We start from the raw sequence: 23,371 nt of genomic DNA, 5'->3' as shown, positions 1-23,371 counted from the left end.
GCATGGTCGCCAGCATCGAGGACGTCGCCCGGCTCGCCGGCGTCTCGATCGCGACCGTCTCCCGCGCGCTGCGCGGCCTGCCGGACGTCGCGTCGTCCACCCGTGACCGCGTGCTCGCGGCGGCGAACGAGCTCAACTACGTCGCCTCGCCGTTCGCCGCGCGGCTCGCGAGCGGCCGGACCACGACGGTCGGCCTCGTGGTGCCGTTCGTCAACCGGTGGTTCTTCGCCGAGGTCATCTCGACGGTCGAGAGCGAGCTGCGCACCGCAGGCTTCGACCTGCTGCTCTACAACCTGGGTGACGAGGAGGGACGCGCCAGGTTCTTCGACGTCATGCCCATGCGCAAGCGCGTCGACGGCGTGCTCGTCGCCAGCCTCGTGCTCGACGACGACGAGTTCAAGGCCCTGACGGCGCTCAACCGGCCGGTCGGGTTGCTCGGTCTGGAACGTTCCGGGTTCCTGTCGGCGCGCATCGACGACGTGGCCGCTGCGCGCAACGCCGTCGACCACCTCGTCGGTCTCGGACACCGGCGGATCGCGTTGATCGGCGGCGACACCGACGACCCGATGGCCTTCACCCCCCCGTTGCGCCGCCTCGAGGGTTACCGCGCGGCGTTGCGCACCGGTGGCATCGAGCCCGATCAGGCCCTCGAGCGGTTGGGTTACTTCACCGTCGACGGCGGCCGGGCCGCAGCCCGCGAACTCCTCACAGCCGCCGACCCGCCGACCGCGATCTTCGCCGAGAGCGACGAGATGGCCTACGGCGCGCTGCGCGAGTTGCACGACGCCGGGCTGCGGGTGCCCGAGGACGTCTCGGTGGTCGGCTTCGACGACCAGCCGCTGTCCGAGCTGTGGCGGTTGACGACCGTGCGCCAGCCCGTCGCCGACCAGGCGCTGGACATCACCTCCCGGTTGCTCACGCTGCTCGCCGAGGACGAACTCGACGGTGACGCCGTGCCGCGCGACCCGGGCGTGGTGCTGCCGACCGAGTTCGTCGTGCGCGGCAGCACCGGGCCGGCGCCGGCGTGAGCGTCGCCGTCCGCGTTCCTCGTTAGGGTCGCCCGTTGTGAGCCTGATGCTGATCGACGCGGCCAACCTGTACTTCCGCGCGTTCTACGCGGTTCCCGATTCGGTGACTGCGCCCGACGGTCGGCCGGTGAACGCGATCCGCGGCTTCCTCGACATGGCGGCGTCACTCATCGACAAGCGACGGCCGACGCGGTGGGTCGCGTGCCTCGATCTCGACTGGCGCCCGGCGTTCCGGGTCGAGCTGGTGCCGTCCTACAAGGCGCACCGGGTCGCCCCGGCCGGCGGCGAGCAGGTTCCGGATCTGCTGGCTCCGCAGGTGCCGGCGCTGCTCGACGTGCTGGCCGCCTTCGGGCTCGCCACCGCCGGGGCGGACGGGTTCGAGGCCGACGACGTGATGGCGACGCTGGCGCACCGCGACACCGACGACGTGCTCGTCGTCAGCGGCGACCGCGACATGCTCGCACTCGCAACCGACCGGGTGACCGTTCTCTACACCGGCAAGGGCATCGCCAAGCTCGAGGAGATGGGCCCGGAGCAGGTGCAGCGCAAGTACGGCGTGCCGGCCGAGCACTACGCGGACTTCGCGGTGCTCCGCGGTGACCCCAGCGACGGGCTGCCCGGCGTGCCCGGCGTCGGGGAGAAGACCGCCGCCGCTCTGGTCAGCCGCTTCGGAGCGGTCGAGGACATCGTCGCGGCGGCGCAGGCGGGTGATGCGGGATTCCCGGCCGGCAGTGCGGCAAAGATCCGGGCGTGCATCGACTACCTGGGTGCGGCACCGGCTGCGGTGCGCGGCCGACTCGACGTCCCGCTCGACGAGATCGACGACACCCTCTACGCCGAGCCGCGCGATACGGCGAAGCTCGCGGAACTGGCCGTGACGCTGGGCATTGAGAGCCCGGTGCAGCGCATGAGCGCCGCGCTGGCCGCCGTCGGAGTCTGACTGATCGGCGCGGCGGCCCGCGCGTGGCGCTGCGCGGCTGACGTGGCACCGCGCGATCGCGGTGTCCGGCCGGCCGAAGGCGCGACCGCCAGGTACCAGGCCGGACGCCCCGGCAGTTCTGCCGGTCAGTGCACGATGTAGTCGCCGTTGTCCTTATTGCGGATCTGCACGGTGAAGGACTTGCCGCCGGATGCCGTGCAGTCGAAGGTCGCGCCGTTGCGGCTCATCGTGAAGTCCTTGCCGCCGTTGCACGACACGCCCTTCGGTGAGCCGAGCGCGCTGCTGTTCGAGATGTACTTCTCCACCGCCGTGTGGCTGAGCGCCTTGTCGGCGAGACCGAGTTGCGCAGCGAATACGACGAAGATCAGCACGGCGGCAACTGCGAGCACGACGACGATCGCGGCCAGTGTCGCGAGCAACCCCTTGCGGCTTTTCCTCGGCTGCGGCTGCCCGTACCCGGGCTGGCCGTACGGTGCGTAACCCGGCTGGCCGTACTGCTGCTGGCCGTAGCCCGGTCCGTAACCCGGCTGACCATATTGCTGCTGGCCGTAACCCGGCTGGCCGTACCCGCTCGGCGCCGTGCCGTAGCCGGATTGACCGTAGTGCTGCGTCTGGTAGCCGGTCTGGCCGTAATCGGACTGCCCGGACTGCTGCCCGTACCCGGACTGCTGCCCGTACCCGGACTGCTGCCCGTACCCGGACTGCTGCCCGTAGCCGGACTGGCCCGACTGCTGCCCGTACCCGGACTGGCCCGGCTGCTGCCCGTAGCCGGACTGGCCCGACTGCTGCCCGTAGCCCGGCTGCTGCCCGTAGCCGGACTGTCCGGACTGCTGCCCGTAGCCCGGCTGCTGCCCGTAACCCGACTGCGGCCCGGCGCCGAATGACTGCGTCTGCTGCGACTCGCCGTAGCCCGGCTGACTTTGATGGGCGGCACCGAACTGCTGGGTCGACTGCTCGCCGTAAACCTGCTGGCCTGATGCACCGGGCTGCGGCTCGTCCTGCTGGTCGGGCACGGCGCGCGGGCGACCGAACATCGGCGTCGTGCCGAAATCCCGGGACGCGGGCTCGGTGCCGCCGGGCGTTGGCCGGTGCACTTCGTGCTCGCGGTCCTCGGGCTGCTGGCCCGACTGGTCGCCGGGGTTTCCGGTGTCGCTCATCTCGCCCCTCCTACCCGCTGCGCTGCGCCGCCACGGCTGCGCACACGCTACTGCGTCACCCCGGGCGTCGCGTGGATGCCCGCGTCACGGCCCCATGCTCTGGGCCACCACGCCGCGGCGCACCGCGGTGGCCGCGGACCGCGCGGTTCGGGCCAGCTGAGCCGATCCGCCGCCGGCCTCCGGAGCGCCCGCGAGCTGGTCGAGCAGGTCCAGCAGCTGCTTGCACCACCGGATGAAATCGCCGGCCGACATCTGCTCGCCACGCGCGGTCGCGACGTCGAGCACCGCGTCGAGTCGCCGGCCCTGTGCCCACCGGTAGGCGGCGAGGACGAACCCGTGCTGCGGCTCGCGGCTGCGCGGCAGCCCGGCGGCGTCCTCGTCGGCAGCCAACGCGGCCCACACCGCGTCGGTGCGCTCGAGCGCCAGGCGGACGGCGTCGGTGGGCGCCGCCTGCATCGCGACCTCCTCGCGGCGCGGTTCGTACACCATCGTCGACACGACGGCGGCGAGTTCCGCGGCGTCCAGCCCGGCCCACGCGCCGTCGCGGATGCATTGCGCGACGACCAGATCGGCCTCGGACCAGATGCGGGCGAGCCGGCAACCCGCGTCGGTGACGTCGTCCCCGGCCAGGTAGCCGCGCTCGTCGAGCAACCCGCAGATGCGGTCGAAGGTGCGGCCGAGCGACCCGGTGCGCCCGTCGATGCGCGCGCGCAGCTTGGTGTTCTCCTGGGTGAGCCGGGTGTGTCGTTGTGCCCACCGTGCGTGCTCCTCGCGGTCCGGGCACGCATGGCACGGGTGCGCGCGTAACGCGCGGCGCAGCCGCAGCAGCTCGGGATCGTCGGCGGCATCCGCGCCTTGCCCGCGGGCGGCGCGCGGCTCGTCCGGCAGGTCGAGCGAACGCAGCCGCGCGACGATGTCGCGCCGTTCCTGCGGTGAGCGGTGGTTGACGTGCTTGCCCAGCCGGACGGACCCGAGCACGTCGACCGCGGTCGGGAAGTCCGTGGTCGACAACCGGCCGGACCACCGTGACTCGGTGATGACGAGCGGGCGCGGGTCGTCGTGCGGCTGTGCGCCGGGGTCGATCACCACGGCGAGCCCGGCGCGGCGCCCGCGCGGTACCCGGATGACGTCGCCGCGGCGCAACGACTCGAGCGAGTCGGACACCGCCACCCGCCGCGCGCGACCCGACTCGCGCGCGAGCGCCGACTCGCGCTCGCCCAGCTTGCGGCGTAGTTCGGCGTATTCGGCGAAGTCACCGTGCTCGCAGTGCATCGAGCGCTCGTAGCCGCGCAGGGTCTCGTCGTTACGCCGGATCTGGCGGACGAGACCGGCAACGGCACGGTCGGACTGGAACTGCGCGAACGAGGCCTCGAGCAGTTGGCGTGCGTCGGCGCGGCCCATCTGCGCGACGAGGTTGGCGGCCATGTTGTAGGACGGGCGGAACGACGAGCGCAGCGGGTAGGTGCGGGTGGACGCCAGACCGGCGACCCGTTGCGGCTCGACCTCGGGCGACCACACCACCACCGCGTGCCCCTCGACATCGATGCCGCGGCGCCCGGCGCGCCCGGTGAGCTGCGTGTACTCCCCCGGCGTGATGTCGGCGTGCGCCTCGCCGTTGAATTTGGTCAGGCGCTCCAGGACGACGGTCCGGGCCGGCATGTTGATGCCCAGCGCCAGCGTCTCGGTGGCGAAGACCGCACGCACCAGGCCGCGGACGAACAGTTCCTCGACCGCCTGTTTGAACGGCGGGATCAGCCCGGCGTGGTGGGCGGCGAACCCGCGCCGCAGCGCGTCGCGCCATTCCCAGAAGCCCAGGACGTCCAGGTCCTCCGGCGGCACCTGGGCGGTGAACGTGTCGATGACCTCGTCGATCTCCGCGCGCTCGTCCTCGTCGGTGAGCCACATGCCCGACCACACGCACTGGCGGGCGGCGGCGTCGCACCCGGCGCGGCTGAAGATGAATGTGATGGCCGGCAACAGGCCGTCGCGGTCCAGCCGCGCGATGACATCGGGCCGGTGCGGCGGGCGCCACCCGCGCCCGCGCTGCCCCCCTCGCCGGTCGCCGCCACGCCGGCCGACCGGCTCGACGAAGCGCCGCTGATCGGCCACCTGGCGCAGCAGCTCGCCGTTGATGCTCGCGCCGGCCGCCGCGTCGACACCGCCGTCGGCGTGCACCGAACCGAACAGGTCGTACATCCGCGGCCCGACGAGCACATGCTGCCAGAGCGGGACGGGCCGCTCCTCGTGCACGATCACCGTCGTCTCGCCGCGCACGGACTGCAGCCATTCACCGAACTCCTCGGCGTTCGAGACGGTGGCGGACAGCGACACCAACCGGACGGCCGCCGGCAGGTGGATGATCACTTCCTCCCAGACGGCGCCGCGGAACCGGTCACCGAGGTAATGCACCTCGTCCATGACGACGTAGCCCAGCCCGGCCAGCGCGGGGCTGCCGACGTAGAGCATGTTGCGCAGCACCTCGGTGGTCATAACCACGATCGGCGCGTTGCCGTTGACCGCGGTGTCGCCGGTCAGCAGCCCGACCGATGCCGCGCCGTAACGGTCGACGAGGTCGTTGTACTTCTGGTTCGACAACGCTTTGATCGGCGTGGTGTAGAAGCACTTCTGGCCCGCGGCGAGCGCGAGGTGCACGGCGAACTCGCCGACGACCGTCTTGCCCGAACCGGTCGGCGCGCACACCAGCACCGAGTAGCCGTTCTCGACGTCGGCGCAGGCACGGACCTGGAAGTCGTCGAGTTCGAAGGAGTACCCGGCGCGGAAATCGGCGAGGACCGGTTGGCCCGTTCGCCGCCGGGCGGCGGCGTACCGCTCACTCGGCGAGGCCATGCCTCCACACTAGGAGCGCCGGTCCGCCGACACCTGCAGCGCCCGTGCGACAGGCGGTCAGGTGGAGTCCGACCACGCGGAATCGGCCTCGGCGCGCTGCTCGCGCGCTGCCAGCGGTTGCGGGATCGGATCGATCGGCGTCGGCACGTGGTCCTCGAGGTGCGGCTCCTGGCGCTCGGCGGCACGCCGGGCCGCCTTGCGGCGGTCGTGGACGACGGCGGTCAGCACCGCGGCCTCGAACAGCAGCACCATCGGGAAGGCCATCGCACACATGGTGAACGGGTCGACCGTCGGCGTGGCGACGGCAGCGAACAGGAAGATCAGGAAGATCGCGATGCGCTGCGACTTCTTCAGCACCCAGGCCGGCAGCACGCCGGCAAAGTTCGCCAGCACGACGATGAGCGGCAGCTCGAACGCCGAGCCGAAGACAACAAGCAGCAGCGTGACGAACCCGATGTAGTCGCTGACCGTCAGCTGCGCCTGCGTGCCGTAGCCCGCCTGCGCGAGGACGATCGGCAGGCCGCGGTCGAGCACGAGGTACGCGAGCACGACGCCCGCAGCGAACAACAGAGTGGACGCGACGATGAAGAAGATCGTGTAGCGACGTTCGTTCTTGCGCAGGCCCGGGGTGATGAATGCCCAGATCTGGTAGAGCCACAACGGCCCGGTGAAGACCGCGCCGGAGATGACGGAGACCTTCAACCGGGTGGTGAAGCCGTCCAGTACGCCGTGGTAGATCAGCACGCAGTTCTTCGTGCCGCGCGGGGTGTAGCGGTACTTCTCCGGCACGCCGCAGTACGGGTGGCGCAGGAGGTCGAGCGTGTGCGGGTAGAGGAAGTAGCCGAGCACCGCGCCGAGCGCGACGAACAGCAGGATCAGCACGATGCGCCGGCGCAGTTCGCGCAGATGGTCCATGACCGGCATCCGGCCGTCCGGCGTCTTCGCCGGCCGCTTGCGACTGCGTCGTCGCAGCGCACCGCGACGCCCGGTCAGCGACTCGCCGCTCATCGCGTCAGCGCGCTGCCGGGCGGCCGGACGGCGGCCATCCGTTGCTGCGCCGCGGCCAGGGTGTGCTGCACGGTGTCGAGCTCGGCGGTCAAGGTCTGCAGCCGCTCGAGATCGCCGCGCAGGCGCTTCGTCTTCCACATCAGCTCGTACGCGCAGAACCCGAGCACGACGATGGCCACCACGACCGCGGCGATCCACGCGTACAGGGGGATCCAATGCACGCCTGCACTCTACGACGGGCCGTTGAACGGCAGGTGCTGGTCAGTGCCCGTAGGCGCTCAGCGCGCGCTCGGCTTCCGTGCGCACGTCGTCGGCGAGCCAATCCGGCGAGATGATGGCCACCTGGCCGGCCGAGCCGAGCACCAGGGCGCGCACCCACGCCGGGTCGGCGACGCGCAGCTCGAGCCGCACGTCCTCGCCTTCGGCCCAGACGTCCTCGGCCGCGTAGTAGTCGGCGACCCAGGCGTACGCGGGACCCAACCGCAGGTCGACGAGCAGATGCTCGGACGCCGGATGGAACACCCCCTCGGACAGGTCCCGCGGCTGCACGCCCTCCGGTACGACCGCCGGTTCGTCGAGCAGGACCGCGTCGTCGATGCGGTCGAAGCGGAACACCCGCAGGCCCTCGGCCTGACGGCACCACGCCTCGAGGTAGCTGTGCCCGTCGGAGGTGAACACCCGCAGCGGGTCGACGACACGTTCGCTGGTCTCGTCCCGCGACGCGCTGTAGTAGCGCAGCTGCAGCGCCTGCCGGCGTTCGACCGCCTGGGTGAGCACCGGCAGCAACCGCTCGTCGTGATCGAGTTGCACCGCCACGGTGCCGGCGTCGACGCTCCCCCCGGCGGCGGCCTCGACCTTGGCCAACGCCCGCTGCACCGCGTCGGAGTCGGCCAGGCCGGGCGTCTCAGCGAGCGTGCGCAGGGCCACGACGAGTGCCAACGCCTCCTCGCCGGTCAGCCGCAACGGCCGCGACATGCCGGCGTCGAAGATCACCGAGACCGTCTCGCCCTCGAAGGAGAGGTCGATGAGGTCACCCGGGCCGTGCCCGGGCAGGCCACACATCCACAGCAGCGTCAGATCGCGGCGCAGCTGGGTCTCGGACACGCCGAAGTCGGCTGCTGCCTGGGCGACGCCGATGTTCGGCCGCGCCTGCAGGTACGGCACGAGCGCCAGCAGACGCGGCAGCCGCTGCTCGTTTGCGTTCGTCACCGCGGCACCTGCGCCGACCGCTGCACGACGGTGTGCAGCCGCTCGACCACCGCCCGGGCCAGATCGTCGGGCTCGAGCACCCGCGCGCTGGTGCCCGCACTGGCCACGATGCGCGCGAGCCACGCCGTGTCCGTGTAGCTGACGGTGAGAGTGCCGGCGTCGTCGTCCTGTGCGATCCGGCGCAGTTCGCCGGCACCGGGGCCGTCCACGCGGATCCGCGCGACCCGGCCGTCCTCCGGGTCACGGCGCGCGACCATGTCGAGCAGGTCGAAGTCCGCGGGGCGGTCGAACGCGCCCGGCCCGTCGAGCGGACGCACGGCGCCGGAGATGCGCGAGAGCCGAAAGCTGCGCGGCTTGTCGCGGTCGCGGTCGAAGCCGGCGACGTACCACCGCCGGCGCCAGGAGAGCACGCCCCACGGCTCGAGCGTGCGACGTTGCGGCTGCTCCTCGCCGGGCTTGGTGTAGTCGAAGGACACCGCGGTGGCGGTGCGCGCGGCGTCGATCAGCACCGGCAGGCTCGGGTCGCTGGCGTCGAGCTGCGGCACGGCGCCCGGCGCGTCGGCGGCGCGGACGTCGGTGCCCGCGGCACGCAGTTTGATCAGCGCCTGCCGGGCCTGCTCGCCCAGCGTGGCCGACTGCCACAGCCGGGCCGCGAGACCGACCGCCGCCGCCTCGTCGGCGTCGAACTCGATCGGCGGCAACTCGTAGTCGCCGCGGCGGATGCGGTAGCCGTCCTCGGCGTCGAACGAGCTGTTCCGGCCGGTCTCGAGCGGGATGCCGAGGTCACGCAGCTCGGCCTTGTCGCGTTCGAACATGCGCTTGAACGCCTCGTCGGCGGCCCGTGAACCGTCGCTGCCCTCGTAACCGGGCACCGCGTCCCGGATGCGCTCCGCGGTGAGGAATTGGCGGGTCGACAGCAGGCAGATCACCAGGTTGACCAGCCGTTCCGCGCGTCGGGCTGCCATGTCCGCAAAGCTAATCCGCGGAGCGTCCGATTTGCGCGATTGCCGAGGCTCGCGCGCGGCGTACCTGGTCACATCGAAGCGATCAGCTTCTCGACGCGCTCGTCGACGCTGCGGAACGGGTCCTTGCACAACACGGTGCGCTGGGCCTGATCGTTGAGCTTCAGGTGCACCCAGTCGACGGTGAAGTCCCGGCGCCGTTCCTGCGCGCGCCGGATGAAGTCGCCGCGCAGTTTGGCGCGGGTCGTCTGCGGCGGGACGCTCTTGGCCTCGAACACCTCGAGGTCGGACACGACGCGCTCGACGGCACCGCGCTGCTGCAGCAGGTAGTACAGGCCGCGGGTGCGGGAGATGTCGTGGTACGCGAGATCGAGCTGTGCGATCCGCGGCGAGGACAGCGTCAGGTCGTGCTTGGCCCGGTAGCGCTCGATCAACTGGTACTTGGTGGCCCAGTCGATCTCCCGGTCGATCAGCGACAGGTCCTGCGACTCGATGGCGTCCAGCGTGCGGCCCCACAGCTCGAGCACTCGCTTGTCGGCTGCGTCGCCCTCGTACTGGGCGAAGAAGTCGACGGCCTTCGAGTAGTACTCGCGCTGGATCTCCAACGCGGAGGCGGTGCGGCCCGCGGCGAGCCGCACGGACCGCGTGCCGGTCAGGTCGTGGCTGATCTCGCGGATCGCGCGGATCGGGTTCTCCAGCGTCAGGTCGCGGAACGACACCCCGCGCTCGATCATGCGCAGCACGATGTCCGCGGCGCCGACCTTGAGCAGCGTCGTGCACTCGTTCATGTTCGAGTCGCCGACGATCACGTGCAGCCGGCGGTAGCGCTCGGCGTCGGCGTGCGGCTCGTCGCGGGTGTTGATGATCGGCCGGCTGCGGGTCGTCGCCGACGAGACGCCCTCCCAGATGTGCTCGGCACGCTGGCTGATGCAGAACACCGCGCCGCGGGGGGTCTGCAGCACCTTGCCCGCGCCGCAGATCAGTTGCCGGGTGACGAGGAATGGGATCAGCACGTCCGCCAGCCGGCTGAACTCGCCCTGCCGACCCACCAGGAAGTTCTCGTGGCAACCGTAGGAGTTGCCTGCGGAATCGGTGTTGTTCTTGAACAGGTAGATGTCGCCGGCGATGCCCTCGTCGTGCAGCCGTTTCTCGGCGTCGACGACGAGGCCCTCGAGCACCCGCTCGCCGGCCTTGTCGTGAGCGACGAGCGCGGGCAGCGCATCGCACTCGGGCGTGGCGTACTCGGGGTGGCTGCCGACGTCGAGGTACAGCCGCGCGCCGTTCTTCAGGAACACGTTGGACGAGCGGCCCCAGGACACGACCCGCCGGAACAGATAGCGGGCGACCTCGTCCGGCGAGAGCCGCCGCTGACCGTGGAAGGTGCACGTGACGCCGTACTCGTTCTCGATGCCGACGATGCGCTTGTGCACGCTGCCGAGCTTATCGACCGCACGCCCGGATTGCGCTCCGCGCGGTTGACGACGTGTTTTACACGTGAGACGGTCATGTAAAGCACGCTGTCAGTCGAGGGATTGGTGTCCACATGCGCGAGGGGTCGTTGTCCGGAACTGCCGTGCTCGCCGCCGAGCGCCCGGACTGGCGCGACGGCAAGCGGTACCTGTGGCTGCTCGGCACGATCGTGCCGCTGTTCATGTTCCTCGGCTGGGGGCTGGTGAACCTCACCGGCTCCGGCGTCTTCTGGTGGATCGGGCCGATGGTGCTGTATGTCGCGATCCCGCTGCTCGACCTGGCCATCGGCGACGACCCCAGCAACGCACCCGAGGAGGCGGTGGCGTGGCTCGAGCGCGACCGCTACTACCGCTGGGTCACATATCTGTTCCTGCCGTGCCAGTTCGTCAGCTTCGTCGCGGCGTTCTGGCTGATGACGCGGCACGGCGGCCTGCCGGTGATCGACAAGCTGGGGATCGCAGTGACGATCGGCATGCTCAACGGCGTCGCGATCAACACCGCGCACGAGCTGGGCCACAAGAAGGAGCACCTCGAGCGTTGGTTCGCGCGCGTCGCGCTCGCACCGTCCGGCTACGGGCACTTCTTCATCGAGCACAACCGAGGCCATCACGTGCGCGTCGCCACGCCCGACGACCCGGCGTCGAGTCGGCTGGGTGAATCCTTCTACCGCTTCTGGCCGCGCACGGTGGCCGGCAGCCTGCGCAACGGCTGGCAGCTCGAGCGCACCCGGCTGCGGCGCATGGACAAGCGCACGTGGAGTCTGCGCAACGACGTGCTGAACGCGTGGGCCATGACGGTCGTGCTGTGGGCAACGCTGATCGTCGCGTTCGGCGTCGGCACCGTGCCGTACCTGCTGCTGCAGGCGTTGCTCGCGTTCAGCCTGCTCGAGGCCGTCAACTACCTCGAGCACTACGGGCTGCTGCGCACGCAACTGCCGAACGGTCGCTACGAGCGGGTGAGCCCGCGGCACAGCTGGAACAACAACCACCTCACGACGAACCTGTTCCTGTACCACCTGCAGCGGCACAGCGACCACCACGCGAACCCGACGCGGCGCTACCAGTCGCTGCGGCACTTCGACGAATCGCCGCAGCTGCCAGCCGGCTACGCAGCGATGATCCTGCTGGCGTACGTGCCGCCGCTGTGGCGGCGGGTCATGGACCGCAGGGTGCTCGCGCATTACGGCGGGGACGTCACACGGGCGAACATCGCGCCGGGCAGGCGCGCGAGCGTGTTGGCGCGCTACGGCGCGGACACGGCCGCGGCGACGTCTCGCGCCGCCTGAGACACTCGCTGGGTGAGCCGCTACCGCTGCGAGGTCTGCGACTACGTCTACGACGAGTCGGCGGGTGAGCCGCGCGAGGGATTCCCGCCCGGGACGCCGTGGGCGGACGTGCCCGACGACTGGTCGTGCCCGGACTGCGGGGTGCGCGACAAGGTCGATTTCGTGGCCGCGGGCGTCGACGCGTGACGGCTACTCCGGACCTGCCGGCGGCCGGCACGCCGTACGTACAGGCGGCGCGCACGCTGCTGCGCGACACGGTGCTCGACGCCGTCGACCGGCTCGTACGCGAACGTGGCTGGTCGGCCACCACGATGGCACATGTCGCCACTGCCGCCGGCGTGAGCCGGCAGACGCTCTACAACGAGTTCGGCGGACGTGCGGCGCTGGTCGAGACCTACGTCGCGCGCGAGATCGGGGTGCTGGTGGATCAGGTCGCGGCGACGGTGCGCGAGCACGCGGACGACGCGCACGCCGCGCTGCGCAGCGCGTTCGCGATGTTCTTGCAACTGGCGTCCGACGAGCCGGTGATCCGGTTGCTCGCCGGGGACGGCGACAGCGGTGAGCCGTACCGCCTCGTCACGACACTGGGGCGCACCCTGGCCGGTGACACCGTGGCGCGGCTCGTCCCCGAGGTATGGCCGCAGGTCGGCGAACAGGACGCGCGGCTGCTGTCCGACTCGCTCGTCCGTCTCGCCATCAGCCACGCACTCGTTCCGGAGCGCGACCCGCAGCGCGTCGCGGACGACGTCGGGCGGATGTTCGCGCGGTTCGTCGACGAGCTGCTCGGCACGTGAGCGGGCGCACGTCCGAGAAGCGTTGCGCGCAGGTGGTGAGTCGTCCGCATGCGGCGCGGCGCGGCGCGGCGCGCGGCAGGCGGTTCACAACTCCCTGACGTCGGCCGTCAGTGGACGGCGAGCTCGAGCACCGGCTGGCCGTTCGGCAACGTCACCTGGATCCGGCCGATGCGGGCGCGGCGCACCTGTGTGCCCCCGACGAAGTCGGTGACGCCGCCGGGCGAGAGCTCCCAGCTGCCCGCCCCGTGCTGTCCGCCGGCACGGTCGACCACCCGCAGGTAGTAGGCGACATCGGAGTCGAAGCCCTTGGCGTAGCGGCAATGCAGGTCGATGCTCGTGCCCCAGCGGCGGTCCGTCAGCTGCGCTGTCGCCCGCACCGGGCTCGCGCCGACCGGCGACATCGCCTGCGGCGCAGCGTGCGGCGCCGGGTGCGTGTTCGGCCAGACGGAGACGACGAATGCGATCAGACACGCCGCAGCCACGGCGCCGAGCGCGGCGAGCGTCCCCTGCCGTCGCCGGCGTTCGCGTCGCACCGTACGGACCAGCGCGGGCAGCACCGTGTCCGGCAGGGCGGTGTCGTGCAGCGTGGCCGTGGGCGCGTTCCCGCTCGCCGTCCGCGGCCCCAGCAGCGCGACGGTGGAGCGCGCCTCCTGCACGCGTTCCTGGCACTGCCGGCACGTCGCAAGATGCGCCTCGAATGCAGCGGCGTCGGCGGCGTCGAGCGCGCCCAGGACGTACGCGGCGTCGTCGTGCTCGAACGGGTCGCGGTCGGTGGGCTGCGTGGTCATCGCACTCCCCCGATCTCGTCCAACGCCACGCGCAGCGCGCGCAGCGCGTAATGCGTGCGCGACTTCACCGTGCCCGCCGGGATGCCGAGTGCCTTGGACGCTTCACCGACGCTGGCACCGCGGAAGTAGCACTCGCGCAGCACGGCCTGATGCTCGCTCGACAGCCGCGACAGCGCGGCGCCGACGACGTGCCGGTCGACCGCCTGCTCGGTGGTGTCGGGAACCACCTGCTCCGGTAGGTGTGCGCTGACGCGCTCGTGACGTGACCGGCTCGTACGCCACTCGTCGATGACGATCCGCTTGGCGACCGTGAACAACCACCCGCGCGCGGCCGACGTGTCGGCCAGCACCTTCGGATTGCGCCAGGCACGCAGGAACGTCTCCTGTACGACGTCCTGTGCCCGGGCGTGGTCGCCGTCGGTCAACGACACGACGTGGCGCCACAGCGCCTGACCGTGCTCGTCGTGCAGCGCTCGCAGCAGCAGCTCGTCGGACGTCGACACCTCGCGACGCCTGCGCGTCCACGACGGTCCGGCCACAGCTGCCATGGTCACACCGTAGACACGGATCAGGCACGCGATCGGTTCAATTCACCGGCAGGTCGAACCGATCGGCGGCACGGCACGTGATCTCGGCATGGACCATGAACCCACTCTGTCGCGTCGCTCTCTCCTTGCCGTGGGTGCCGGTGGCGTCGGCGTCGTCGTCGCGGGCGGCGTGCTGGCCGCTTGCTCGAACTCCGGCGCCCCGGCGAAGCAGGACAGCGGCGCCCGCAGTGACAGTGACTCCGACCACGACGGCGACAACGACAGCGGCCAGAGTTCCAGTTCGCGTGCGCCGGCTGCCACGTCCGGCGCAGCGGGTGGCGCCGCGCTGGCCACGCTGGACGACATCGGCGTCGGCAAGGCGGTGTCGGCGAAACTGCCGGACGGCAAGCCGGCGATCGTCGCTCGGCCGACCAGCTCGACCGTCGTCTGCTTCAGCGCAATCTGCACGCACCAGGGCTGCACGGTGAAGCCCGGTGCGACGTCGCTCGACTGCCCGTGCCACGGCTCGAAGTACGACACCACGACCGGCAAGGTCCTCAACGGACCGGCGCCGAGCCCGCTGCCGAAGATCGCCGTCACAGTGCAGGGCGGGAAGGTCGTCACCAGCTAGCACCGCGTCGCGGACCTGCGTCCGTACATCGTTACACTCGCTGATGAACGGGAGTAGTCCCTCGACTGGACGTCGACATACTGGCCGCGATCACCGGGCCCGGTGTCCAGGGTCGGCCCGCCGACCGGACGAGACGTTCGGACCACAGTCGTATCCGGCTGTCATCCGACGTGTGCTCGCCATCGAGGACGCCGACGGCAGCCCCGGACGCCAGGGAGCCGTCGCGTGCTCGACATCGCGGTCATCGCCACCGTCTTCGGCCTGATCTTCGTCGGCGAGCTGCCGGACAAGACGGCTGTCGCCGGGCTCGTCCTGGGCACCCGATTCCCCTGGCGTTGGGCGTTCACCGGCATCGCAGCTGCATTTGCCACCCACGTCGTCATCGCGGTGACCGCCGGGTCGCTGCTCACGCTGCTGCCGCGCCGGCTGCTCGAGGCAATCGTCGCCGCGCTGTTCCTGCTCGGCGCCGTGCTGATCTGGCGTGAGGGCTTGGCGGACGACGAGGACGAGGCCGCCGGACCCGACGAGACGGACGACGACCAGTCGGACGGCGCCGGTTTCTGGCGAGTCGCCACGCTCGGCTACGGAGTGATCTTCGTTGCCGAGTGGGGCGACCTGACGCAGATCCTGACCGCGAATCTCGCCGCCAAGTACCACGACCCGCTGTCGGTGGGCATCGGCGCGGTGCTGGGTCTGTGGGCGGTCGGGCTGCTCGCGATCCTCGGCGGCAAGACGCTGTTGCGGGTGCTGCCACTGAAGTGGATCACGCGCGTCGCGGCCGTCGTGATGGTCGCGCTCGGCATCTACAGCGTGGTCAACGCCATCCGGGGTTGACCGCGATCACTCGCTCTGCTGCTCGTTGATGCTCGGCACGTCCGACGGCTCGGCCTCGGTGGGCTCCGCTGTCGCGTCGTCGGCCGTCGTCTCGCCGGGCAGCAGCTCGCTGAGCGCGAGGCCGCCGATCCGGCGGAACTTGCGATTGCCCCGGGTGCGGTCGAGCACCGCGACCTCGAGCTGCGCGGCGGGCAGTTCCCGCGCTGTGCCGTTGCCGCCGGCGGTGAGGGCGCGGATGGCGACGGCCAGCGCCTCACGCAGCGGCAGGCCGGGCGTGAAACCGTCCTTCATGGCGGCGGTCAACGCGTCGGCCTGCCCGCCCATCGCCAAGAAGTCCGGCTCGTCGACGATCGTGCCGTCGTAGGTGAGCCGGTAGATCTGATCGCTGTCGGCGGTGTCGCCGACCTCGGCCACGCAGATCTCGACCTCGTACGGTTTCTGTTGCTCGACGAAGATCGCGCCGAGCGTCTGCGCGTAGGCGTTCGCGAGGCTGCGGGCCGTGACGTCGCGGCGGTCGTAGGAATACCCGCGCAGATCGGCCAGCCGGATGCCGGCGACCCGCAGGTTCTCGTACTCCGGGTACTTGCCGACGCCGGCGAAGCCGATGCGGTCGTAGATCTCGCTGACCTTGTGCAACGCCGAGCTGGCGTTCTCGGCGACGAACAGCACGCCGTCGGCATAGGTCAGCACGACCACGCCGCGACCGCGGGCGATGCCCTTGCGCGCGAACTCCGAGCGGTCGCGCATGATCTGCTCGGCCGAGGCGTAGAACGGCATGCTCATGTCGAATCTTTCCTACGCGCCGGGGCGGGATTCGCGGTCGGTGATGATCTCGCGCACGACGGCGTCGAGTTCGTCGTCGCCGATGCGCGCGGCACCTTCGGCGGTGGCGGTGCGCACCACCGGGTAGATGCGCCGGGTGATGTCCGGTCCGCCGGTGGCCGAGTCGTCATCGGCGGCGTCGTAGAGCGCCTCGACGACCACGCGGACCGCCTCGGCGCGACTCATACCGGGCCGCCAGAGCTTCTTCAACGCCCCGCGCGCGAACAGCGAGCCCGACCCGACACAGTGGTGGTACTGCTCGGGATAGCGGCCGCCGGTCGGGTCGAAGCTGAAGATGCGCCCGGCGCTCGCCGCATCCGGGGCGTCGACATCGAAGCCGGCGAACAGCGGCACCACGGCAAGGCCCTGCATGGCCATCTGCAGATTGCCGCGGATCATCGTTGCCAGCCGGTTGGCCTTGCCGTCGAGAGTCAGCTGCGTGCCCTCGATCTTCTCGTAGTGCTCGAGCTCGACCTGGTAGAGCCGCACGATCTCGACGGCCAACCCGGCAACACCGGCGATGCCGACGAGCGTGTAGTCGTCGGCGGCGAACACCTTCTCGATGTCGCGTTGTGCGATGAGGTTGCCGGCCGTCGCGCGGCGATCGCCTGCCATCACCACACCGTCGGCGTAGACGGCGGCGACGATGGTGGTGCCGTGTGGAACGGAGGCGACGTCGGCGCCGGCCGAGGGCAGCGACTCGGGCGATGCGGCGGCGAGGAACTCGGTGAACGAGGACGAGCCGGGCGACGTCGCGTAGCGCAGGATGCCGTGCGGGCCGGATGGCTCGTTGCTCAACGTCGCTCCTCGATCGCGGGCGGTCTGCGACCCAACCTACGCGAGCGCCGTCGAGGCTGCTGGGTCAGGCCGGGCGCGGCTCGTCGGCCGGCCGCGGGTCACGGACATCGCCGAGGAAGATCGACGAAAGTCGCTCCCGCGGGCGCGCCGGTACGCGTCTGGTCACTGCGCTGCAGGTAGTCGGCAGCACGCAACATCAGGTCCGCGCGATCGCGGAACTGACCGAGCGCGCCGTTGCAGTTGAAGCAGAGCAGCCCGCGCACCCGACCGCTCGCGTGGTCGTGGTCGACGTGCGCGGCGGGCGCCTCGCGGCAGATGGCGCACAGCCCGTCCTGCTCGGCGAGCATCTGGTCGGCGTGCTCCGCCGTGATGCCGTACCGCCGCCGCAAGTGATAGTTCCGCGAGCCACCATTCTTCTCGAGGGAGGCACGGGTCCGGGTGTTGTGACACGGCTTGCAGTAGGTCATGTAGCCGTTCGGCATCCGCTTGTTACGTGGGAACTCCGAAAGCGGCTTGACCTCGCCGCAGTCAGGACACCATTGATGCCCTGCGGGCACAACCAAGGAACGCGGGCGGATGTTGTTCCGGACCGGCCCGAGACGCTTCCTGCGACTCGCTTCGTCCCGCAGGATGCGGCAGTCGCGGCAATAGAACGACAGTCCGTCTTTGCGCTGCGCATCGCGGGTGAAGTCGGCCATCGGCTTCTCCGCCCGACAATCCGGGCAGTATTTTGCGGCCCGGAACGGGCCCAGAGAAGTTGATCACTCGCCCCCTTTCTGCACGAAAGCGCGGACGAAGTCCTCGGCGTTTGTCTCCAGGACGTCGTCGATCTCATCGAGGATCGCGTCGACGTCTTCGGTCAACTTCTCGTGCCGCTCGGCGACATCGCTGCTCGCCTCCGGGGCCTCGGTCTCCTCGACCTGATCCTCGTGTTGGCGCTGCGGCCGGTTCTGGCCACTGTCGTGGGTGGGCATTGCGCCCCCTCTCTCGCGATCGGGTCCAATCTAACTCGCGGCACCGACAGAATCGCAGCAGCTGGGCCCCTGCTGGCGCGCCGACCGTCCCGTCCGACAGAGTGTGTCGCCATGACCCGCCTGCTGATCGGCCCGGTCCTGCGGTACGTGGGCACCACCGACGCAACCGTCTGGGTGGAGACGGACGAGGCGTGCGTGGTCGAGGTCCTCGGTCATCGCGAGCGGACGTGGTCCGTCGCCGGCCACCACTATGCGCTGGTGCTGGTGACCGGTCTGGCGCCGGGCAGCAGCACCGAGTACGAGGTACATCTCGACGGCGAGCGCGCATGGCCGTCGCTGCGACCCGAACGCGGCGGCAGCCGGATCCGCACCCTCGGCGATCCGGACCAGGTGCACCTCGCCTTCGGCTCGTGCCGCTACGGCCGCGCAGCGGCGAAGCTGACGGACAAGCACTTCGACGCCGACTCCCTGGCCGCGTTTGCCCGCGATCTCGCCGGACGTCCCGACGACCGGTGGCCGGACGCGATGCTGATGCTCGGCGACCAGGTCTACGCCGACGAGACGTCGGTGGCGACCCGCCGGCGGATCGCGGCGCGCCGCGACATCGAGACCGGCGCGAAGGACCAGGTCGCCGACTTCGAGGAGTACACCTGGCTCTACCTCGAGTCGTGGACCGACCCGGACGTGCGCACCCGCTGGTCGTACCGCCGCGACTTCGGCCGGACCCGGCTGCTCATGGTCGATTCGCGGTGCGGGCGCATCCTCGCCGGCGGTACGCGCTCGATGGTCAGCAAGGACGAGTTCGCCTGGATCGTCGCGCAGACCGACGGCGACTACGACCACCTGCTGATCGGCACGTCACTGCCGTGGCTGCTCGCCCGCTCATTGCACGACATCGAGGCATGGGACGAGCGACTGGCCGCAGGCGTCGCAGGCGCGCGGCTCGCGCGCTTCGGCGAGTGGCTGCGCCGGGCGGGCGACCTCGAACACTGGGCCGCCTTCCGCGAGTCGTTCGAAGCCCTCGGCCGGCTGATCGCCTCGGTGGGCTGTCGCGCGAACGCGCCGGCGACCATCTGCGTGCTGTCCGGAGATGTACACCATGCCTACGTCGCACGGGCCCGATTCGCGACACCCGTGACCTCGGCGGTGTACCAGCTGACGTGCTCGCCTCTGCACAACTACGTGCCCATCGCGATGCGGGTGTTCTTCCGGGTGTTCTGGAGCCGTGCGGCGGCCGCGCTGGTGCGCGCCCTGATGTGCGTCGTCGCCCGTGCACCGCGCACCGAGATCGACTGGCAGCGTTTGTCCGGCCCGTTCTTCGGCAACGAGATCGCGGTCTTCGCCACCGACGGTCGGCGCGCGGAAATGGTCTTGCACAAGTCCGCGTCCGCCGCGCCCGACGCACGCCTCGTCGAGGTCGACCGGCAACAGCTCGCCGGCTGAGCTGCGCCGACGCCGCGTTCGCCGGGAATGGTCGGCGCGGGTCGCCCGTTGCCAGGGCATGAGCGCAGTCGCAGTCGCCACCGCGTTCGGTGGCCCCGAGGTCCTGTCCGTGGTCGACGAGCCGGTGGCCGAGCCCGGCCCCGGCGAAGTACGTATCAGCGTGCGCGCCAGCGGGGTGAACCCCATCGACCACAAGCGCTACAGCGGGATGATGGGCGAGGACCCCGACTCGCTGCCGCAGCGCGTCGGCCTCGAGGCAGCAGGCGTCGTGTCGGCCGTGGGCAGCGGGGACGTCTCGGGACCTGCGGGTCCGATCTCGGTCGGTGACGAAGTGATCGCCAACTCCAACGGCACCCCTGGCGCCGCGGCCGACGAGTGGGTCGTCCCGGCTTCGACGGTCGTCCCGAAGCCGGCGCAGGTGCCGTGGGACGTCGCCGCCGGCCTCCTGGTCACCGGCGTCACCGCCGCGCACCTGCTCGAGGCCCTCGACGTGCGCGCGGGTCAGACGTTGCTCGTACACGGCGGCGCCGGCGGCGTCGGCCAGCTCGTCGTCCAGCTCGCGGTCGAGCGCGGCGCCACGGTGATCGCAACCGCCAGCCCGGCGCGGCACGACCAGTTGCGCGCCCTCGGCGCGACACCGATTGCCTACGGCGACGGCCTGCTCGAGCGGGTACGCGCCGCGGCGCCCGACGGAGTCGACGCCGCCGCCGATCTGGTCGGCACGGACGAGGCTGTCGACGTTTCCCTGGCGGTTGTCGCGCGCCCGGACCGGGTGGCGACGATCACCGCGTTCGGCCGTGGCCGTGACGGCATCCAGGTACTGGGCGGCGGCGGTGAGCCCGAGACGAGCATCCGCAACGCGTCCCGCATGCCCTTGACCGAGGCCGTGGCCGACGGCCGGCTCACGATCGTCATCGCGGCGACCTATCCGCTCGGGCGCATCGCGGACGCGCATCGGGAGAGCCTCGGCGGCCACGCCACCGGCAAGATCGTGCTGATCCCGTAACGCAGTAACGCTGTTCAGTCGGTCAGGTCGCGGACGAACTCGCCGAGCTGGGTGAGGTTGCGGCATTCGCGCATCGGGATGATCGCGTCGACCTCGGCAGCGCGTGAGTCACCCGTGTTCCAGATGCCGCGACGCTCCGGGTTCAGCCAGTACGCGTGACGCGCGCGCTCGGTGAATTGGCGAAGCACCGGCAGCGCGAGGTCGCCGTAGTTCGACCGCGCGTCGCCGAGCACGAGCAGTGAGGTGCGCGTTCCCACCACGTCGGGGAACCGCTCGTCCAGCAGCTCGAACGCGCGACCGTAGTCGGTACGCCCGAACATCGCGGTCACGTCCGCCTCGTCGGTCAACCGCACGACGGCCTCCAGCACGTCGCCCCCCGGGGTGAAGAACCGGGTCAGCTCGTCGAGCTCGTCGACGAAGCCGAACGCGAGCACTTTGCCGAACACCTCGTGCAGCGCGAACACCAACAGCAGCGTGAAGTGCGCGAACGAGCTGACCGACTCGGACAGGTCGCAGATGACGACGAGGTCGTGCTTGAGCGGCCGGCGCGGGCGGTGCAGCGTCTCGACGGGCACCCCGCCCGTCGACAGCGAGGCCCGGATCGTGCGCCGGAAGTCCAGCTGGCCGCGCGAGCCGCGGCGCCGGTCCAGCGCGAGCCGGGTGGCCAGCCGGCGGGCGAGCGGCTGGATCTCGCGACGCAGCGCCACGAGGTCCGCACGGGTGGCGCCGAGAAAGTCGACCTGCTCGATCGTCGGTCTGCGGGTGCGGCGGCTGACCGTCTGCGCGTCGGACAGTTCGGCCAGCCGGCGCCGCACATCGGCGTCGACGCGCGCCTCGAACTGCGTGATCCGCGCCTGGACCGTGGTGCGCGCCCGCTGCTCAACTAGGCCGCCGCGGTCACCGCCGGCGAGCACCTGGGCGAGCACGGTGGCCATCAGCGTCTGCGCGGAGACGCGCGAGAGCGTCGCCAACCGCGACCACGACGACGTCCCCGGATCGGAACCGGCCACCGCGCCGAACGCGGTGACCGCCTCGCGGGCCACGGCATCGCGCAGCCGCTCGTCGCCGGTGCGCAGGAACTCGGCGAGGTCGAGGCGCACCCGGTCGCGGACCGGATCCTCGAGCGGGCCGCGCGGTGCGGCGGTGTCGTCGCGTGCCGGCACCACCGTGTCGCTCGCCGGCGCCACCGACGCACCGACGACCGCCGGGTAGAAGACGTCGAACGCGGCGTCGAACACCGGGCGTTGCGCCTGGCGTTTGACGAGAGTCGCGGCCAGCGCGTCGCGCAGCTGGCCGCGGTCGCGCAGGTCCACGGCGCGCATCGCGGCCGCGGCGTCGAGCCCCTCGGCCACCGACACCGTCAGCCCGGCATCGCGCAGAGCCGTGACGAACGCGAGCTGATGCTCGAGCAGCGGGAGCGTCATACGACGTCCGGCAGCCCGAGTTCCTTCGCGGCCCTGCGGTGGTCAGTGTGGTGTTTGAGCACCGCGCCGAGCGTCTGCGCGATCGCGGCCTCGTCGAGGGTGCCGATGCCGAGCGTCAGCAAGGTGCGTGCCCAGTCGATCGTCTCCGCGACCGACGGCGCCTTCTTCAACTCCAGCGTGCGCAACGTCGCGACGGTGCGCACCAACTGCTCGGCCAGTCCGGCCTCGAGGTCGGGCACCTGCGCGAGCACGATCTCGCGCTCCCGTTCCGGCGACGGGTAGTCGAGGTGCAGGTACAGGCAGCGCCGCTTGAGCGCCTCGGACAGTTCGCGGGTGGCGTTGGACGTCACCGCGACGAACGGCCTGCGGGTGGCACGCACGGTGCCCAGCTCGGGGATCGTCACCTGGAACTCGGCGAGCACCTCGAGCAGCAGCGCTTCGACCTCGACATCGGTCTTGTCCGCCTCGTCGATCAGCAGCACGGCGGGTCGCTCGCCGCGGATGGCCTGCAGCAGCGGGCGGCTGAGCAGGAACTCCTCGGTGAAGATGTCGTCGTGCGCCTGCTCCCACCCGCCGTCCGCCCCGGTGGGGGTGGTGGCCTGGATGCGCAACAGTTGCTTGCGGTAGTTCCACTCGTACAGCGCGCGCGCCTCGTCCAGACCCTCATAGCACTGCAGCCGGATCAGCTCGGCGTCGGTGGCCTCGGCAACCGCGGTGGCGAGCCGCGTCTTGCCGACACCGGCCGGGCCCTCGAGCAGCAGTGGCTTGCCGAGCGTGTCGGCCAAATACACGGTGGTCGCCGTCGCGGCGTCGGGCAGGTAGCGCACCCGCGCCAGTTGCTGCGCGACGTCCTGCGGTGAGGTGAACACCACACCAGTCTGCCGCAGCGCATTGCCTAGGCTGACGCACATGCCGAGCCGCCTGATGACCGTGTCCGACAGCGTGGTGATCGACGCGACGCCTGACGTCATCTACGCGCGGATCAGCGACCCGCGCCAGACGAACGGCTGGAGCCCGGAGAACACCGGCGCGAAGTACGACGACACGGACGCGCAGCTGCGGGTCGGCTCGACGTTCACCGGCACCAACAAGCGCGGCCATTTCCGCTGGGTCACCCGGTGTCGGGTCACCGAGGCCCGTGCCGGCGAGCGGTTCACCTTCCGCGTCGAGCAGTACGGCCTGCGCACCCCACGGCTCAAGGTCCCGATCGCCGTCTGGGACTACCAGCTCGCGCCCGTCCGCGGCGGCACCGAGGTCACCGAGACGTGGACCGACCTGCGCACCTCGTGGCCGGACGCCGCGGCCCGCGCCTTCGACTGGGTGGCGACGAGCGGCAAGACGTTCGCGCAGTTCAACGCTCGCAACATCGCGACGACGCTGCGCAATCTCAAGCGCACCGTCGAATCCGCCGCCTGAATCCGGCC

Annotated in this window: 25 protein-coding genes; 10 read left to right on the top strand and 15 right to left on the bottom strand. The window is 71.0% G+C overall.

Annotation, left to right across the window (positions count from 1 at the left end):
- The first annotated feature begins 2 nt into the window (after positions 1-2).
- Both ACFFCN_RS05695 and ACFFCN_RS05690 read left to right on the top strand, forming a co-directional pair.
- A complete protein-coding gene (locus tag ACFFCN_RS05695) occupies positions 3-1,028 on the top strand; it encodes a LacI family DNA-binding transcriptional regulator (protein WP_375490169.1) in 1,026 nt (341 codons plus the stop codon).
- 46 nt (positions 1,029-1,074) lie between these two features.
- Complete coding sequence (locus ACFFCN_RS05690; protein ID WP_375490197.1) at positions 1,075-1,968, top strand: 5'-3' exonuclease H3TH domain-containing protein; 894 nt, start codon at positions 1,075-1,077, stop codon at positions 1,966-1,968.
- A gap of 125 nt (positions 1,969-2,093) precedes the next feature.
- On the opposite strand, the gene ACFFCN_RS05685 is transcribed toward ACFFCN_RS05690, so the two are convergent.
- The 7 genes from ACFFCN_RS05685 to pafA form a co-directional block, all read right to left on the bottom strand.
- The gene (locus ACFFCN_RS05685) at positions 2,094-3,125 is read right to left on the bottom strand and encodes a hypothetical protein (RefSeq protein WP_375490168.1); all 1,032 of its coding nucleotides are present in this window, start codon (positions 3,123-3,125) and stop codon (positions 2,094-2,096) included.
- 84 nt (positions 3,126-3,209) lie between these two features.
- Positions 3,210-5,972, bottom strand: coding sequence for a DEAD/DEAH box helicase (locus ACFFCN_RS05680; RefSeq protein WP_375490167.1), 2,763 nt, complete (start codon positions 5,970-5,972; stop codon positions 3,210-3,212).
- A gap of 57 nt (positions 5,973-6,029) precedes the next feature.
- Positions 6,030-6,980: a twin-arginine translocase subunit TatC gene (tatC, locus tag ACFFCN_RS05675; protein ID WP_375490166.1), complete on the bottom strand. Its 951-nt coding sequence runs from the start codon at positions 6,978-6,980 to the stop codon at positions 6,030-6,032.
- The gene (locus ACFFCN_RS05670) at positions 6,977-7,201 is read right to left on the bottom strand and encodes a hypothetical protein (protein ID WP_375490165.1); all 225 of its coding nucleotides are present in this window, start codon (positions 7,199-7,201) and stop codon (positions 6,977-6,979) included. The genes tatC and ACFFCN_RS05670 overlap by 4 nt, the downstream gene beginning before the upstream one ends.
- A gap of 40 nt (positions 7,202-7,241) precedes the next feature.
- Entirely contained in the window at positions 7,242-8,189 is a 948-nt protein-coding gene (locus ACFFCN_RS05665; RefSeq protein WP_375490164.1) for a helix-turn-helix transcriptional regulator, read from the bottom strand.
- Positions 8,186-9,154, bottom strand: a complete 969-nt coding sequence (locus ACFFCN_RS05660; RefSeq protein ID WP_375490163.1) for a helix-turn-helix transcriptional regulator — start codon at positions 9,152-9,154, stop codon at positions 8,186-8,188. The genes ACFFCN_RS05665 and ACFFCN_RS05660 overlap by 4 nt, the downstream gene beginning before the upstream one ends.
- Positions 9,155-9,222: 68 nt before the next feature.
- On the bottom strand, positions 9,223-10,581 hold the full coding sequence (pafA, locus tag ACFFCN_RS05655; protein WP_375490162.1) for a Pup--protein ligase: 1,359 nt from the start codon (positions 10,579-10,581) through the stop codon (positions 9,223-9,225).
- A gap of 113 nt (positions 10,582-10,694) precedes the next feature.
- Here pafA and ACFFCN_RS05650 point away from each other — a divergent pair, with 113 nt between their 5' ends.
- The 3 genes from ACFFCN_RS05650 to ACFFCN_RS05640 are packed head-to-tail and all read left to right on the top strand — an operon-like array spanning position 10,695 to position 12,700.
- Positions 10,695-11,906, top strand: a complete 1,212-nt coding sequence (locus ACFFCN_RS05650) for an alkane 1-monooxygenase (RefSeq protein WP_375490161.1) — start codon at positions 10,695-10,697, stop codon at positions 11,904-11,906.
- A 12-nt stretch (positions 11,907-11,918) separates the two neighbouring features.
- The gene (locus ACFFCN_RS05645; protein ID WP_375490160.1) at positions 11,919-12,092 is read left to right on the top strand and encodes a rubredoxin; all 174 of its coding nucleotides are present in this window, start codon (positions 11,919-11,921) and stop codon (positions 12,090-12,092) included.
- On the top strand, positions 12,089-12,700 hold the full coding sequence (locus ACFFCN_RS05640; RefSeq protein WP_375490159.1) for a TetR family transcriptional regulator: 612 nt from the start codon (positions 12,089-12,091) through the stop codon (positions 12,698-12,700). Before ACFFCN_RS05645 ends, ACFFCN_RS05640 begins: the two co-directional genes overlap by 4 nt.
- A 107-nt stretch (positions 12,701-12,807) precedes the next feature.
- Here ACFFCN_RS05640 and ACFFCN_RS05635 read toward each other — a convergent pair whose 3' ends face one another.
- Positions 12,808-13,488 carry an anti-sigma factor family protein gene (locus tag ACFFCN_RS05635; protein ID WP_375490158.1) on the bottom strand — a complete coding sequence of 227 codons (681 nt, stop codon included), beginning with the start codon at positions 13,486-13,488 and terminating at the stop codon, positions 12,808-12,810.
- Positions 13,485-14,036 carry a sigma-70 family RNA polymerase sigma factor gene (locus ACFFCN_RS05630; protein ID WP_375490157.1) on the bottom strand — a complete coding sequence of 184 codons (552 nt, stop codon included), beginning with the start codon at positions 14,034-14,036 and terminating at the stop codon, positions 13,485-13,487. The genes ACFFCN_RS05635 and ACFFCN_RS05630 overlap by 4 nt, the downstream gene beginning before the upstream one ends.
- A gap of 88 nt (positions 14,037-14,124) precedes the next feature.
- On the opposite strand from ACFFCN_RS05630, the gene ACFFCN_RS05625 reads away from it, so the two are divergent.
- Both ACFFCN_RS05625 and ACFFCN_RS05620 read left to right on the top strand, forming a co-directional pair.
- Entirely contained in the window at positions 14,125-14,646 is a 522-nt protein-coding gene (locus ACFFCN_RS05625) for a ubiquinol-cytochrome c reductase iron-sulfur subunit (RefSeq protein ID WP_375490156.1), read from the top strand.
- 225 nt (positions 14,647-14,871) lie between these two features.
- Complete coding sequence (locus ACFFCN_RS05620; RefSeq protein WP_375490155.1) at positions 14,872-15,480, top strand: TMEM165/GDT1 family protein; 609 nt, start codon at positions 14,872-14,874, stop codon at positions 15,478-15,480.
- 6 nt (positions 15,481-15,486) lie between these two features.
- Here ACFFCN_RS05620 and prcA read toward each other — a convergent pair whose 3' ends face one another.
- The 4 genes from prcA to ACFFCN_RS05600 form a co-directional block, all read right to left on the bottom strand.
- Positions 15,487-16,263: a proteasome subunit alpha gene (gene prcA / locus ACFFCN_RS05615; protein WP_375490154.1), complete on the bottom strand. Its 777-nt coding sequence runs from the start codon at positions 16,261-16,263 to the stop codon at positions 15,487-15,489.
- A gap of 12 nt (positions 16,264-16,275) precedes the next feature.
- Positions 16,276-17,100, bottom strand: coding sequence for a proteasome subunit beta (prcB, locus tag ACFFCN_RS05610; protein ID WP_375490153.1), 825 nt, complete (start codon positions 17,098-17,100; stop codon positions 16,276-16,278).
- 98 nt (positions 17,101-17,198) lie between these two features.
- On the bottom strand, positions 17,199-17,798 hold the full coding sequence (locus tag ACFFCN_RS05605; protein ID WP_375490152.1) for an endonuclease VII domain-containing protein: 600 nt from the start codon (positions 17,796-17,798) through the stop codon (positions 17,199-17,201).
- 63 nt (positions 17,799-17,861) lie between these two features.
- Complete coding sequence (locus ACFFCN_RS05600) at positions 17,862-18,074, bottom strand: ubiquitin-like protein Pup (protein WP_375490151.1); 213 nt, start codon at positions 18,072-18,074, stop codon at positions 17,862-17,864.
- Positions 18,075-18,185: 111 nt separating this feature from the next.
- Between ACFFCN_RS05600 and ACFFCN_RS05595 the strand changes: the two genes are divergently transcribed.
- Positions 18,186-19,517: a hypothetical protein gene (locus ACFFCN_RS05595; protein ID WP_375490150.1), complete on the top strand. Its 1,332-nt coding sequence runs from the start codon at positions 18,186-18,188 to the stop codon at positions 19,515-19,517.
- A gap of 58 nt (positions 19,518-19,575) precedes the next feature.
- Positions 19,576-20,523 carry an NADP-dependent oxidoreductase gene (locus tag ACFFCN_RS05590; protein WP_375490149.1) on the top strand — a complete coding sequence of 316 codons (948 nt, stop codon included), beginning with the start codon at positions 19,576-19,578 and terminating at the stop codon, positions 20,521-20,523.
- 14 nt (positions 20,524-20,537) lie between these two features.
- Here the strand turns inward: ACFFCN_RS05590 and ACFFCN_RS05585 are convergent, their stop codons facing one another.
- Both ACFFCN_RS05585 and ACFFCN_RS05580 read right to left on the bottom strand, forming a co-directional pair.
- Positions 20,538-21,947, bottom strand: a complete 1,410-nt coding sequence (locus ACFFCN_RS05585; protein WP_375490148.1) for a VWA domain-containing protein — start codon at positions 21,945-21,947, stop codon at positions 20,538-20,540.
- Positions 21,944-22,858: an AAA family ATPase gene (locus ACFFCN_RS05580; protein ID WP_375490147.1), complete on the bottom strand. Its 915-nt coding sequence runs from the start codon at positions 22,856-22,858 to the stop codon at positions 21,944-21,946. Before ACFFCN_RS05580 ends, ACFFCN_RS05585 begins: the two co-directional genes overlap by 4 nt.
- Here ACFFCN_RS05580 and ACFFCN_RS05575 point away from each other — a divergent pair.
- Entirely contained in the window at positions 22,857-23,363 is a 507-nt protein-coding gene (locus ACFFCN_RS05575; protein WP_375490146.1) for an SRPBCC family protein, read from the top strand. The genes ACFFCN_RS05580 and ACFFCN_RS05575 overlap by 2 nt on opposite strands.
- Positions 23,364-23,371: the final 8 nt, after the last annotated feature.

The organism is uncultured Jatrophihabitans sp. (assembly GCF_964246335.1).
Classification (GTDB): domain Bacteria; phylum Actinomycetota; class Actinomycetes; order Mycobacteriales; family Jatrophihabitantaceae; genus Jatrophihabitans.
This window is presented reverse-complemented; position numbering and strand designations above follow the sequence as displayed.